This window comes from Thermoanaerobacter siderophilus SR4 (genome assembly GCF_000262445.1).
GTDB classification, from domain to species: domain Bacteria; phylum Bacillota; class Thermoanaerobacteria; order Thermoanaerobacterales; family Thermoanaerobacteraceae; genus Thermoanaerobacter; species Thermoanaerobacter ethanolicus.
Genome location: NZ_CM001486.1, coordinates 2,070,098 through 2,082,962, shown reverse-complemented (window position 1 = coordinate 2,082,962; position 12,865 = coordinate 2,070,098). Strand labels below are relative to the sequence as shown.

Annotated in this window: 10 protein-coding genes and 2 CRISPR repeat arrays; of the genes, 1 reads left to right on the top strand and 9 read right to left on the bottom strand. The window is 30.9% G+C overall.

The genetic code is table 11. The features are described from left to right. Positions 1-198: 198 nt before the first annotated feature. The 8 genes from THESIDRAFT1_RS13530 to THESIDRAFT1_RS13325 all read right to left on the bottom strand — a co-directional run bounded on the left by THESIDRAFT1_RS13530 (position 199) and on the right by THESIDRAFT1_RS13325 (position 7,446). Positions 199-630, bottom strand: a complete 432-nt coding sequence (locus tag THESIDRAFT1_RS13530) for an RAMP superfamily CRISPR-associated protein (protein WP_208854060.1) — start codon at positions 628-630, stop codon at positions 199-201. Between the two features lie 125 nt (positions 631-755). Continuing rightward, on the bottom strand, positions 756-1,247 hold the full coding sequence (locus tag THESIDRAFT1_RS13525; protein WP_208854059.1) for an RAMP superfamily CRISPR-associated protein: 492 nt from the start codon (positions 1,245-1,247) through the stop codon (positions 756-758). A 14-nt stretch (positions 1,248-1,261) separates the two neighbouring features. Then, positions 1,262-1,921 (bottom strand): hypothetical protein, encoded by a 660-nt coding sequence (locus THESIDRAFT1_RS10175; protein ID WP_157632020.1) that lies wholly within the window; start codon positions 1,919-1,921, stop codon positions 1,262-1,264. A 349-nt stretch (positions 1,922-2,270) separates the two neighbouring features. Beyond that, positions 2,271-4,304, bottom strand: coding sequence for a CRISPR-associated protein Csx11 (locus THESIDRAFT1_RS10170; RefSeq protein ID WP_039929349.1), 2,034 nt, complete (start codon positions 4,302-4,304; stop codon positions 2,271-2,273). Then, positions 4,291-5,502: an RAMP superfamily CRISPR-associated protein gene (locus tag THESIDRAFT1_RS10165; protein ID WP_006570333.1), complete on the bottom strand. Its 1,212-nt coding sequence runs from the start codon at positions 5,500-5,502 to the stop codon at positions 4,291-4,293. Before THESIDRAFT1_RS10165 ends, THESIDRAFT1_RS10170 begins: the two co-directional genes overlap by 14 nt. Continuing rightward, positions 5,495-6,583 carry a type III-B CRISPR module RAMP protein Cmr1 gene (gene cmr1 / locus THESIDRAFT1_RS12690; protein ID WP_006570332.1) on the bottom strand — a complete coding sequence of 363 codons (1,089 nt, stop codon included), beginning with the start codon at positions 6,581-6,583 and terminating at the stop codon, positions 5,495-5,497. Before cmr1 ends, THESIDRAFT1_RS10165 begins: the two co-directional genes overlap by 8 nt. Positions 6,584-6,931: 348 nt before the next feature. Further along, on the bottom strand, positions 6,932-7,231 hold the full coding sequence (locus THESIDRAFT1_RS10155) for a hypothetical protein (protein ID WP_006570331.1): 300 nt from the start codon (positions 7,229-7,231) through the stop codon (positions 6,932-6,934). Beyond that, entirely contained in the window at positions 7,171-7,446 is a 276-nt protein-coding gene (locus THESIDRAFT1_RS13325; RefSeq protein ID WP_006570330.1) for a hypothetical protein, read from the bottom strand. Before THESIDRAFT1_RS13325 ends, THESIDRAFT1_RS10155 begins: the two co-directional genes overlap by 61 nt. 736 nt (positions 7,447-8,182) lie before the next feature. Between THESIDRAFT1_RS13325 and THESIDRAFT1_RS10150 the strand changes: the two genes are divergently transcribed. Beyond that, positions 8,183-9,403, top strand: a complete 1,221-nt coding sequence (locus THESIDRAFT1_RS10150; protein WP_006570329.1) for an IS110 family RNA-guided transposase — start codon at positions 8,183-8,185, stop codon at positions 9,401-9,403. Positions 9,404-9,557: 154 nt separating this feature from the next. Next, positions 9,558-10,654: a CRISPR direct-repeat array (repeat unit 30 nt; unit sequence GTTTCAATTCCTTATAGGTAGGCTAAAAAC). A 139-nt stretch (positions 10,655-10,793) separates the two neighbouring features. Beyond that, a CRISPR array of direct repeats spans positions 10,794-12,223; the repeat unit is 30 nt; unit sequence GTTTCAATTCCTTATAGGTAGGCTAAAAAC. A gap of 197 nt (positions 12,224-12,420) precedes the next feature. On the opposite strand, the gene mscL is transcribed toward THESIDRAFT1_RS10150, so the two are convergent. Beyond that, positions 12,421-12,789: a large conductance mechanosensitive channel protein MscL gene (mscL, locus tag THESIDRAFT1_RS10145; protein WP_006570328.1), complete on the bottom strand. Its 369-nt coding sequence runs from the start codon at positions 12,787-12,789 to the stop codon at positions 12,421-12,423. Between the last annotated feature and the right edge of the window lie 76 nt (positions 12,790-12,865).

Sequence of the window (12,865 nt, the reverse complement as noted above, 5' to 3'; positions counted from 1 at the left end):
CTGAATTTGGTTCATGCCACTTTTTAACATTTGACTTCTACAGGATATTTATGCCCTTTTTTAGCTCCTCTTTTTGTCTTTTCTTTTCCCTTACCACTTCCTTTATGTTTGATTGTCAGTGTTGATTACTATATATTGTATGTCATACATATTTTGGTTTTTGATTATGATTATTTTAATTAATTTTGCACATCCCTATTACTCAAAAAATATTTTTAATCTTCCGAAGCCTCTTGTGGTCATTCCCCCAATTCCGAGAGTTTCATAATACTTTGATGAATCTTTTATGGCATCTATAACAAGTTTTAAATCTGGTAAATCATCTGATAAATATCTATGCATTAATCTTATTTCTCCATAAAATACAGTTGCTCTTGGTATCGCTTCAGAGGTAAATAATGCTTTTTCTTTGGCTGCTCCTGTTATTGGGTCTATTGAAACAGATGTTCTAACTTCAAGATTTGAGTTAATTATTTGTGATATTAAATTATCAGGAACTATAACAAGATTTGTAATTATATTATCAAAAACATTTTTACCTTTACCATCATTAGAACTAATATTTTTAAACCTTTCTGAAAATAATGTAGAAATTTGTTCTCTTCTATAATGTAGGTTAAGCCATCCCAAATTTATAGTACCATTTATATTTTTTACATTTTGTATAATTACCTCTTCAGCATTAAGGATAAGATTGCCGTCTATATTAATCCCTGCAAGTTCTAATAATTGTGGTGATGTAATCCATCTAACACCTAATCTTGTATAAACGGGAAAAACAAAATATTAAGGTCTGAGAAAAAAGCAATTCCCTGCTGTGCCTCACTTTTTTTCGCATATCCAAAGGTTTTACAAACAATACATTTTCCGCAGTGCCCCGACTCTTTTGCATCTAAATCGTCAATATTATCATAAATCTCATTTGGTTTATCATCCTGTCCTGCACATTTCATCAATGCATATCTATTTCCCTCAAACCTTATCCAATCTTTTTGTGTTTCAAATAAATCTTCTATTTTTTCACCTCTCCTATCTTTAGGATTTATTCTAAACTCATTTTTAAAGGCTGATTGAAGTTCTAATGTTACATAAAACCTCAATGTACCTGCAAAACTTGAACCCGGAATTTTTGGTATCCTTGTAATAGGGTCTCTGACTATCGTATTATCTACCCTCCCAATTGTACATCCGCCAGTTCCAATGTATACAGGATCAGAACTTATCCCATAAACTTTTAGTTTATCCATAAGAATCTTCCTCCTTATAATTTTTTTAATGCTTTATGCCAAAATTCAAACATATCTATGAACATTTTTAACGTGTCAAGAAAATCTTCATCTGCCTTTTCCATTAAAGCACTCCAGTCTTGTTCACCAAATATTTTCGAAAATTCATTTAATTTTTCTTTATTATCTAATTTCAGCACATTTATAAATGAGGTTAACAAATAGCTTTTTAAATTTCCTTCATCTCCTTTCCAGTCTTCGATTTTAGAATAAATAATATTTATAATATTATGCAATTTTGTCTTCCTATTGCTATCATTAAAGTAGTTATAAAACTTAATAAACTTCTCCCATTCTTCCCATTTATACGGTCGCCTTTTCTTAAACTTTAAATATCTCTTACCTTCTTTGTCATAATTTATATCATTTCTTCTTATATTTACATCTATAAATTCAAAATCAATAGTATTAGGATAAACAATAAATTTCTCTATTCCGTTTTTATCATTAAATGTGTGAATACACTGTTTTGTATCCTTTTCTGGAACTATATAAAATTCATATTTACTATTTACAGCTTTCTTTTCATATAAAGAATACATATCTATAAGGCTTTCATTTTTTTCAAAATCATTGGCATAAACCAAAGCTTCGTCCTGTAAAGTTTTTAATTCCCCCTCACTTTCTATTGACATAATTACTTCAAAGTTTTCTATATCCCTTTTTATTTCCCTTAATGCCTTAATTCCGACGTATAAAGGTTTCATATAATCTGTATAATTATCCCAATGTGTAAAGGTAGTTTGCCAACTACATATTTAAATTCTTTTATGTATCGTTCTTTTATTTCTTTAATAACCTGGGGCACACTTTCAGCAGGTATTATAAATTGCCATAAGGAGGGTGTTGGATCTATCATTGAAATAAAAGGCAAATATTCTTTATATTCAGCATTTGACGATTGTAGTATTATATTAGAATATTTTTTATCCTTTTTATCATTTAATATTATCTCTTCTTTCAGCCAGTCAAAATTCCCTTCTTCTATTTCTTTATAAACCTCTTCTCTATTTTTGTCCGGTTTTTTATAATATCAATTGCAAAGTCTAAAGATGAAATAAGATAAACATAACCTTCAGAATCAGACATAAATTCTAAGCCTTTATATTCGTACTCATAATTTTTCTTTATATTATCACCACAATACCATATAATCCTTTTATTTCTCCATCTTCTTTTTTCTTCATCAAACATAAAAGAAGGCAAATCTTTCTTCATTATTTCTAAAAACTCTTTAGTCGTTTCTGTTATTCTTCTAAGCCTTGCTGGAGAAGGATTTTTTCTTACAATAAACTGCAAAATTATTTCAGCTAAAAAATCTATTTCATCATTTGAAAGCTTGTCCCAATGGATTTTTCTATTTTCAAAATCAATTTTTGACCCTACTTTTTTAGTGATTAAATTTTCCCATCTATCACCTATGGAACGTTCTAACAAAGCAGTTTCTGCAAAGTCCGTTATTTTAACACTCCTTAAAGTTGTGCCCACAAGTGTATTAGGTATCTTTTTATTTTTATCTTTTATTAATCCATCTTTAATCTCTTTTAATGATAATTTGTAGTCAAAATCAGTATTTACAAACGTATTAAGAAAGTCTCCATTTAGCCATTCTTTCATTTCAAACTTCAGACTTATTAAAGCTATTCGTCCATTTTTATCTCCAATGTCCCCTGTCCATATAGTCTCACCATTAAGATTATGATACCATTCTTTCATTCTTAATTTTCTTTTCTCTTCGCAGATATCACATAAAATTAAATCTTCTTTCTTTTTACCTGGTCTTATACCACATATATAACATAAACCATTATAGTCATCCACAATATTGTTTACTATCTCATCGCCAAAATTTTCTGGTAGACAAGGCTTGAGAAAATTCTCTTTTGCACTTTCAACAAGATAAGATAGGTTCATTGTTCCTCTTGAAGGTTTAGTTAAAAAAATAGAAGGATATATTTCATGGTTAAATATATTATGAAATTCATCTAAAATATCATTTTCAATGATTTTAAGGTCATCATGAATTCTGTACAAACCATTCTCTTCATCTTTGCAAATAATATTTTCGGGTACAAGAAAGTAAATTCCTGTTTCATCTCTATAAATCTCATTACCTAAAACATATTTTTCTTCAATCATACTTTTAATTTTTTTATCACATTCATTTATTTTACTGTTATACCATGAGATATAATTTGCCTTTAAGGATTTTTCTATAAGGCTTAATTTATCATATTGAATTCCTAATATACTCCATTTTATTTTTTTAGGTGTCTTATATTCATTCACTTTACTACTGTCAAGGAGCATTGCAGTAATTGTCGCTTTAAATAATGAGGCAGTCATATAAGCCTGATCCCAAAGCGTAATATCATTTATAGGAAATCTACTATCACTTAAAAGGTGAGAATACCATTTTTTTATTTCTTCTAAAACAAAATTCCTAATTTCTATCCAATTTTGATAGGTTAAATTATCAGGCTCAACACCGAAAGAAGAAACTTTATCCCAAAAATCTTTAAAGAATTTTAGACGTCTATTGTCAAAATTTTCTTTTATAACTTCTTCCTTAAAACTCCCAAAAGCATTTGAAATCCATAATAAATTGAGTTGTTTGAGTGGATCTCCTTTGTCTATACCTGAATTTATATTTTCACAACTACGGAAAAATACATCTTTAACAAAGTCTAAATTACTCTCACCACCCAACATTAATTCAATAATGGGAATATTTTCAAAACCTAAAGAAATATTTAAATTTAAGAAAAAATCAGCTAATTCATTGTCAATGTTCCTTAGTTCATCAATGAAAACACCATTTTTAATATATTCTTTATAACTTGAAAATCTAAATTCATGTGAATATTTACTAAAGTAGTCGCGCCAGAATTTAAATCCTATATGTGTTTTTCCTAAATTAAATAATAAAGCACCAATTTCAGCCTTTATTACTTCCTTTCTTTTGTCTTTTGTTTCATCTTTATCATCAATAAAATTATTTAAATTAAGAGTACTCATCAACTAATACCCCCTCTAAATTGCAGTATTTTGTTTCTCCAACAATTTCCGCAAGTCCCCAGCCAAGTTTTGTCTTTGCTCCTATTCCATATTCATTCAAAGTTATTGTAATAATTTCTTTTATAAAATCGTAATCTTTCTTTATCTCTTCTTCGATCTTTTCTTTAGGTAACAAAACAGCATCGAAGGGTATATAAACTATCTGAATATAACCTTTTGTACCTTCAGGCACCACTTCAAAATATATGAGCTGCTTGCCCGCTTTTGTTTTTCTGCTGTGTGGATATATAACTTCTAAAGTTAAAGAATCAAAATAAGTAGGATAAAAAACTGCTCTTCCTTTTCGAATATCTATGCCCTCTATTTCATTATTTTCAATTTTATCTATTATTTGCTCAACCATCTGATATACTATGGGCTCATTCCCATTTTTTATGGAAAGATTTACTCCAAGTTCAAACAAGGCATATTCTATTAAACTATTTATTAAGTTATCGTTATGCTTAATATCAAAAATATTTTTTATATATTCATTTAATACTTCTTTCACCTTTCTAAAATCTTCTGAACCTGTACCAAATATTCTGCATATTTGATTGTATGTATTAAAAACCTCATCTATAGGTGCACCTGTTTGTATTTTTTTATCCAATAATTTAGATGCAGTTTTCAATAAGGCACCCTTCCAGCTACTTCCACGAATCATGGGAAGTTTAAAAACTTTTTCCTTAAGAATAGGATTATCAATAATATAAAATTCGTCATCATCCTTTGAAAAATATGAAGTTTTGAGAGTAAACTCCTGATAAATTGCAAAAGTACCAGGCATAAGAGAATTAATATAGTTTTTTATGTCTTCCTCATTATGCAAAATATTTGAAACTTTTTTTGCTTCTAAAACAATGTTGCTATTATCTTTGTATATATTCCTTCCTTTAAATATTTTAAAATACTCCAAAGGATAATCTCCAAAATTTATTTGAGTCTTTAATTTTTTATGTACCCTCTCTTCAAAAAAAGGAAAAATTCTTTCATAATATTGTCTATCGTATTCTTCTGAACGAATACGAGAAACCCTACCATCGTACATATTTTCATTTTTATATTTATACGCATATTTCATAAAGTGAAAATAATTTTTATGAAGTACATCTTTATCTATTTTATTGTTTAATTCCTCAAAAAAACTTTCATACATTTTTAACACCCGCCTTTTGTTCAAATCTATTAAGCATTACTAAAGATATATATCCATATTCGTACTTAGTATCATCAACCTTGTTAATCCAGGGTATAATCTTTGTAGCATTTATATTACCTTTACTTATTCCAAATAAAAAATGTCTTTTTTCAACCTCATTAGGATTGTTCTTTTTAAAAGCTGCTCTATTAAATGCCTTATCAGATAATAGTTCTTTTATAAGTTGTTTTATATGTTTTTTAGATAAATCAGAATTTACGAAGTTCTTTTCTCCTTTTTTATAAAAACCTATTTTGTATATATCATACATATCCTCAAATTTACTTGTATTTTCTTCAAAAGCCTCATATAAATATTTTTTACCATAATCAAAATCAGAAAAATCAAAAGTTCTATATTTACTTAAGTCTCCATCAACAATAGTAAATTTAACTCTACCAAATCCAAGATTGTTTTTGCCTCCAATAAAACCATATTGCTGGATAAAATTCAATAATGGATAAAAAATTTTTTCAGCTAAATCTTCATAAGCAAAAGAAAAAGTGATATAAAAATCTCCATAAAGATATTCCTGAGGAAAATACCATATATGGTTATTTCTATTTTTTCGAATCTCATATAACTTCTGTTTATCATTTGATGATACTTCGATAAACTCTTTATCTCTTTTATTTTTATAAATAGCAAAGGGCAAATCTAATTCATTGTTTAATAAATTGTCATCATATGTAATATTCTCTATCTCAATCTTACTTTTTAGACCATTACATCCAAAAATAAAAGAAGGTAAAGAAATTTTTTGAAATTTAAAGGCTTCAATTTCTGCTTCTTTCATAGTTAATCCCTTATTTAAATTAGATAGAATATCTTGACGATATTTACTTGGACCAAGCTTTTCAGAATTGTAATCATAAGTAGAAGGCAATAAATCAGTTGCAGCCATTAAAAATATCTCGAACCAAAACCTTAAGCTTCCCATTAAAGAAGAAGATCTAATTTTTACATTCTCTTGCCATGCATCCCCTGTCCACAATGGAGTTATTGTTTCTAAACGAACAGTAACTTCTTTCTTACTCATATCAAAAACTCCTTTACATGCTTTTTAATAATATAATTTAAAAACAATAATGTAAAAAAATTGTAGCAAATAATTAGTAAATTCCATAAACATGCTAACCAAAATTTTCTCATATAACATTATTCTACATAACTTTTCAAAATCCTTCTAAAAAATTGTATTTTTTATAGAAAAATGTCGTTGAATGCCATAATAAAATAAGGAAAAATTCAACGCTAGTATAATTTTTTAAAATATTGATTATATATAATTTCCTAAAACAAAAAACAGATGGGCAATAACATTAGTAGCCCAATCTGTTTTAAACAAATTTAAATGATTATGGTATTAAAGTTAAAATTAGATATTTTAAGGAATGTATTGATAATGTATCGTGCCATTATTATCAATTGTATAAGGCATATTTGCTTTCTTAAGAATCTCTACAATAATATTATTTTTTTCGCGGTTTTTTTCATTAAATTGATTTATTAACTCATTTATTCTTTGTGCATTTGCATTATTCCTATTTTCTTTAAAAACAATATAAGCATCAACTATTTTTTCACCAAGGTCAATCTGTCCATTTACAAATTCTTGTAATTGTTTTACAATTTCATAATTTGCATCACCGACCTTACATTCCCCTGTGGAAATCCTAACTTCCATAGTATTGGCTTTATCCATGTGGAAAGTGCATATGTATTCCATAATAATATAAGTATTGGTATTATACTTGCAAGAGATAAAGTCTTGACATATTTCCAAGGACGAGAATTTTCATTGACATAACTTAATGGTTCTTCTATACCTTTTGATCTTTTTTCTTTTTCATACTCTTTTATTTGTCTTCTAAATGCTTTTTGCTGTTCATTTAAAGGCATTATACACACCCATATATTTTCTTACTAACACACTTAGCCTTTTAAATTCATAAACATTTTTAAACTATTTCCCTTTTACCCATATTTAAAGTTCTATAATTCCATATCATTGAAAATTTCAGCTATATCCCAAAAATAACTGTCCTCCACATAAATCTTTTGAAATTGCTTCAGTGCCTTTTCCTCTTCCCCTATTTCCTATAAACAGGTCTAAGTAAATACTATAACCTTCATATCTTAATTATAGGCTTCAATTCCTTATAGGTAGGCTAAAAACATTATGTCCCCTTCTTTTACTGCTTTTGCTTTTGTGATGTTTCAATTCCTTATAGGTAGGCTAAAAACGCCCACAGCCGATGTGGGAAAGAAAAATAAAGGAGGAGAGTTTCAATTCCTTATAGGTAGGCTAAAAACTTTGCCATGCCATCTACATCACCTCGCTATTTGCAGTTTCAATTCCTTATAGACTCCCATGCCGCAAATGCGGCACCAGCAGAGGATGAAAATGTCCTTTTTTGATGATATAATCAGTACAGCGGCTGGTGAAGAAAGGTCGTTCTTACCTTGGTGCTTTGAGCCCGACTCATAGACAGACTCCAACGACCAGGTGCACCACAGATTGTTGCTCCCTTTACGGGAAGCACGCAGGATAGAATAACCCCTTATGGTTGTTGCACCAGCTCTTCAATTTTACAGTCGCTATCGTTCAAATTTTAAAAAAGGAGTTGGTTCTTTCATGGATTTAGTTTATTCTCATGTTTGCGGATTAGATGTCCATAAAAAGAATGTCGTAGCTTGTATAATAACACCAGAAGGTAAAGAAATCCGCACTTTTTCAACTATGACCGATGACCTTATTGCATTAAAAGAATTTATTAAAGCTAAAGGTTGTTCTGTTGTTGCTATGGAAAGTACCGGCTCTTATTGGAAACCTATTTACAATCTACTTGAGCTTGAGAGCATTAAAATCCTACTCGTCAATGCTAAGCATATTAAAAATGTCCCTGGTAGAAAAACCGATGTAAAAGATGCTGAGTGGATAGCAAGTCTCTTACAACATGGCCTTTTGCAAGGCAGCTTTGTGCCAGATCGTGAACAAAGAGAACTTCGCGAGCTTGTACGCTATAGAAAAAGCCTCATTGAAGAAAAATCAAGAGAACTTAATCGCATACAAAAGGTTTTAGAAGGAGCTAATATCAAACTGTCTTCGGTAGTCTCTGATATCAACGGGGCATCCAGTCGTTCTATACTTGAGGCTATTATAAATGGTGAAGAAAATCCCGAAATCCTGGCTGAGCTTTCTCAAGGCAAGCTAAAAAATAAAATGGATGAACTAAAACGCGCTTTAAAAGGCTTGATCAATCATCACCAAAGGATGCTTCTGGAAATACAGCTTAGACATATTGATTACCTTGATGAAGAAATAGCAAAATTAGACGAAGAAATTAAAAATCGAATGCTCCCTTTTGAAAAAGACCTGGCACTGCTGGATACAATCCCTGGAGTCGGAAGAAGAACTGCAGAACAAATAATAGCCGAAATCGGCACGAATATGGAACAGTTCCCCTCTGCTGCCCATTTGTGTTCTTGGGCAGGGTTGTGTCCAGGTCATAATGAAAGTGCTGGTAAACAAAAGTCTGCAAGAACTCGAAAAGGTAACCAAAAATTGCGAAGCTCTCTTATTGAAGCTGCCAGAGCTGCCTCAAGGGCAAAAGGTACTTATCTTTCAAGTCAGTACCACCGCATCGCTGCTCGAAGAGGAGCAAACCGTGCAGCAGTTGCAGTGGCACATAGCATTTTAATTATAGTTTATCATATTCTCAAGCAAAAGCAACCATATATTGAATTAGGTCCTACTTATTATGAAGAGAAAAAGCGTAATATGATTATTCGTCAATCTTTAAAAAAGCTAGAGTCTTTAGGCCTTAAGGTCACGGTCGAATCTGCAGTGTCTTAACTTTTAATTTAACTTTATTAACCATTTATTTATCCCATATTTTTACATCGGTATGGGTTTAGTTTTTTGTTGCCTTTTTGAGAGACACTATTTTCAGGATAGGTAGGCTAAAAACACGGAGATGTCTTATTCTACAAAGACATCCGTATCCCAAGTTTCAATTCCTTATAGGTAGGCTAAAAACCCTTTTTCGCCGAATTTTCTTTTGAGCATTGAAGAATGTTTCAATTCCTTATAGGTAGGCTAAAAACTCTTTATTGTGTTTCGGGATTAGTAGAAGTGCTGGAGTTTCAATTCCTTATAGGTAGGCTAAAAACATAGCAACACTCTCATAAATGTGTTTTTCTGGGAAGAGTTTCAATTCCTTATAGGTAGGCTAAAAACGGTGCCCGCTTATAACAGTATACAGTGACAGCGAAACTGGTTTCAATTCCTTATAGGTAGGCTAAAAACCTTGAAAATCATGTGTGCTTGGTATGATGAGAAAAACCCGTTTCAATTCCTTATAGGTAGGCTAAAAACTTGAAAGCACCCAATACACTTCGCCAGCCAGCTCCAAAGTTTCAATTCCTTATAGGTAGGCTAAAAACTGAACAGTTACCTAAACAGTTACCTGAACAATTACTGTTTCAATTCCTTATAGGTAGGCTAAAAACTCTCCATACTTTACACCGTATTCCTCATTTTGAGGGAGTTTCAATTCCTTATAGGTAGGCTAAAACTTATTTATTTTTAAAAATTTTCGTAAATAAATGTTTCAATTCCTTATAGGTAGGCTAAAAACATAAAAATGTAACGATAAGAAATCAAGTTATTTTTGCGTTTCAATTCCTTATAGGTAGGCTAAAAACCGGTACCGGAAACTATGAAATTGGCGGAAAAAGGATGTTTCAATTCCTTATAGGTAGTCTAAAAACTTGCTCCATTTTATCGGCGAAAGTGCCCATCAATGCATGTTTCAATTCCTTATAGGTAGGCTAAAAACGGGTGTGGATATGATAGAAGGGCTTGTGAGAGGTATGTTTCAATTCCTTATAGGTAGGCTAAAAACACTGCACTGCGTTATGTTACCTGCTTCCATGTTGGCAAGTTTCAATTCCTTATAGGTAGGCTAAAAACGAAATTGAAAGGGATATTCAATATCCTTTTCAATAGTTTCAATTCCTTATAGGTAGGCTAAAAACTTATGGGAAAAATGTCAGAAAATTAGGGAGAGTAGAAGTTTCAATTCCTTATAGGTAGGCTAAAAACGATGGCGAAGAAAATTTTGTCCCATGTAAAAGTCAATATATTTTTGTACAAAAAGTGGAATATAATTTTGTACAAAAATATATTGACTTTTACAGCTAAAAACCAGTTCAAAAAGATATGGCTTATGTGTTCGAACTTGAGTTTCAATTCCTTATAGGTAGGCTAAAAACAAAGGTTTAAGAGCATGGGCAAGTCAAGAAGCTGTGTTTCAATTCCTTATAGGTAGGCTAAAAACTCGTTGAAATGCAGATTAAGAAGTTTTATTCAGAAGAGTTTCAATTCCTTATAGGTAGGCTAAAAACTATGTAACATATCTTCAATTGCTACAAAAAGTAGAGGTTTCAATTCCTTATAGGTAGGCTAAAAACCTTTTTGCGCTATTTTGCCGTTATACACAAGTGCATGTTTCAATTCCTTATAGGTAGGCTAAAAACCTTCTGATGTATCTGGTTGAACATCACTGATTGGCGTTTCAATTCCTTATAGGTAGGCTAAAAACTGGGTACAACAATTGTGAAAGCGAAAAGCAAAAGAGGTTTCAATTCCTTATAGGTAGGCTAAAAACCCAAAAGCATTAGCCATCTATCTCACCTTCTTTTATGTTTCAATTCCTTATAGGTAGGCTAAAAACTCGTTTCTGTAGTGCAAGGTAATAGTTTTATACTCAGTTTCAATTCCTTATAGGTAGGCTAAAAACCAAAATAAGAATTTCGTACAATTAGGAGGGTGGACTTTGGTTTCAATTCCTTATAGGTAGGCTAAAAACCTTTTTTGGCTTGCAATATTTTTTCTTCTAATATTTGGTTTCAATTCCTTATAGGTAGGCTAAAAACCATCTTTTAAAACTCCAGCTTTATATTTTATAGAAGTGTTTCAATTCCTTATAGGTAGGCTAAAAACGGGAAAATCACTTTTATCATTAGCTTATGCTATCAGGTTTCAATTCCTTATAGGTAGGCTAAAAACCTTGCCAATCAGTCCATGTTCCATTATTATTAAAACGTTTCAATTCCTTATAGGTAGGCTAAAAACCCAGTTTTTAGTTTGTAAAATAAGACTCCTTCTCTGTCGTTTCAATTCCTTATAGGTAGGCTAAAAACATAACCAATTTCTGGACTGTCTTCGACAGCCCATTTTTGGTTTCAATTCCTTATAGGTAGGCTAAAAACAATTGTTCAGGCAACAGCTAAGACTAAAACTGGATAGTTTCAATTCCTTATAGGTAGGCTAAAAACATTGGCGAAAATAAAACACTGGTAAAGGGGAGGAGATGTTTCAATTCCTTATAGGTAGGCTAAAAACTGTTTTAGACGGTATAGCAACAGTGAGCAAGTTTTGTTTCAATTCCTTATAGGTAGGCTAAAAACACAGAAACAGTGTTGCCGCTAATGGACTGGATAAGAGAGTTTCAATTCCTTATAGGTAGGCTAAAAACGAAGACAGGCCAGTGAGGAACGATGTTCATCCTACAAGTTTCAATTCCTTATAGGTAGGCTAAAAACTCGCTGTTCATTTCTTTAGAAGCATCTACGCCTATCAGTTTCAATTCCTTATAGGTAGGCTAAAAACTCATTCTAACATGCATAAATAGCACATTATACGCCTTACGACTTTTTAATTCCTGTCAAGTATTTCTACTTTATTATACCATATTGTTTGACAAAATCAACTATTTTCTAAAATTGAAAAAAATAATTTGTCGTCGATCCTCAACATTTTTTGCATTATCTTAGGTCGACGACAAATTTATATTAATCAATATTACCTTACTTTTCCTTTAATACCTCTAATATTTCTCTTAAAAGTTTTACTTCCTCTGATGGTTCAGGTGGTGTTTGTTCTTTTTCTTTTGGTTTACGTCGCTTAATGGCATTCATAGGAGCTACTATGAAAAAATAAATGGCTGCAGCAACAATAACAAATTTAACAACAGCGTTAAGAAAATTGCCTATGGCTATTGGACCTAATTTAATAGCAGAAAAATCTGGAGCACCGAATATGGCTCCAATCAATGGAGTTAAAACATCTACTACTAAAGAATTTACTACTTTGTTAAAGGTTGAACCTATTATTACAGCTACTGCTAAATCCAAAACATTTCCACGCATAATGAATTCTTTAAACCCTTTTAACATATTTTCCTCCTTTCAACAAGTAATTAATTGTCCACCCTATATATCCCTATCACAAAACTTTTATTAGAAAGAAGTA

What these genes read in the sequence shown, in the direction of transcription:
- THESIDRAFT1_RS13525 (WP_208854059.1), bottom strand. Translation starts at nt 1,247, where the DNA reads ATGGATAAACTAAAAGTTTATGGGATAAGTTCTGATCCTGTATACATT.
- THESIDRAFT1_RS10175 (WP_157632020.1), bottom strand. Translation starts at nt 1,921, where the DNA reads ATGTCAATAGAAAGTGAGGGGGAATTAAAAACTTTACAGGACGAAGCT.
- THESIDRAFT1_RS10170 (WP_039929349.1), bottom strand. Translation starts at nt 4,304, where the DNA reads ATGAGTACTCTTAATTTAAATAATTTTATTGATGATAAAGATGAAACA.
- THESIDRAFT1_RS10165 (WP_006570333.1), bottom strand. Translation starts at nt 5,502, where the DNA reads ATGTATGAAAGTTTTTTTGAGGAATTAAACAATAAAATAGATAAAGAT.
- cmr1 (WP_006570332.1), bottom strand. Translation starts at nt 6,583, where the DNA reads ATGAGTAAGAAAGAAGTTACTGTTCGTTTAGAAACAATAACTCCATTG.
- THESIDRAFT1_RS10155 (WP_006570331.1), bottom strand. Translation starts at nt 7,231, where the DNA reads ATGGAAGTTAGGATTTCCACAGGGGAATGTAAGGTCGGTGATGCAAAT.
- THESIDRAFT1_RS13325 (WP_006570330.1), bottom strand. Translation starts at nt 7,446, where the DNA reads ATGCCTTTAAATGAACAGCAAAAAGCATTTAGAAGACAAATAAAAGAG.
- THESIDRAFT1_RS10150 (WP_006570329.1), top strand. Translation starts at nt 8,183, where the DNA reads ATGGATTTAGTTTATTCTCATGTTTGCGGATTAGATGTCCATAAAAAG.
- mscL (WP_006570328.1), bottom strand. Translation starts at nt 12,789, where the DNA reads ATGTTAAAAGGGTTTAAAGAATTCATTATGCGTGGAAATGTTTTGGAT.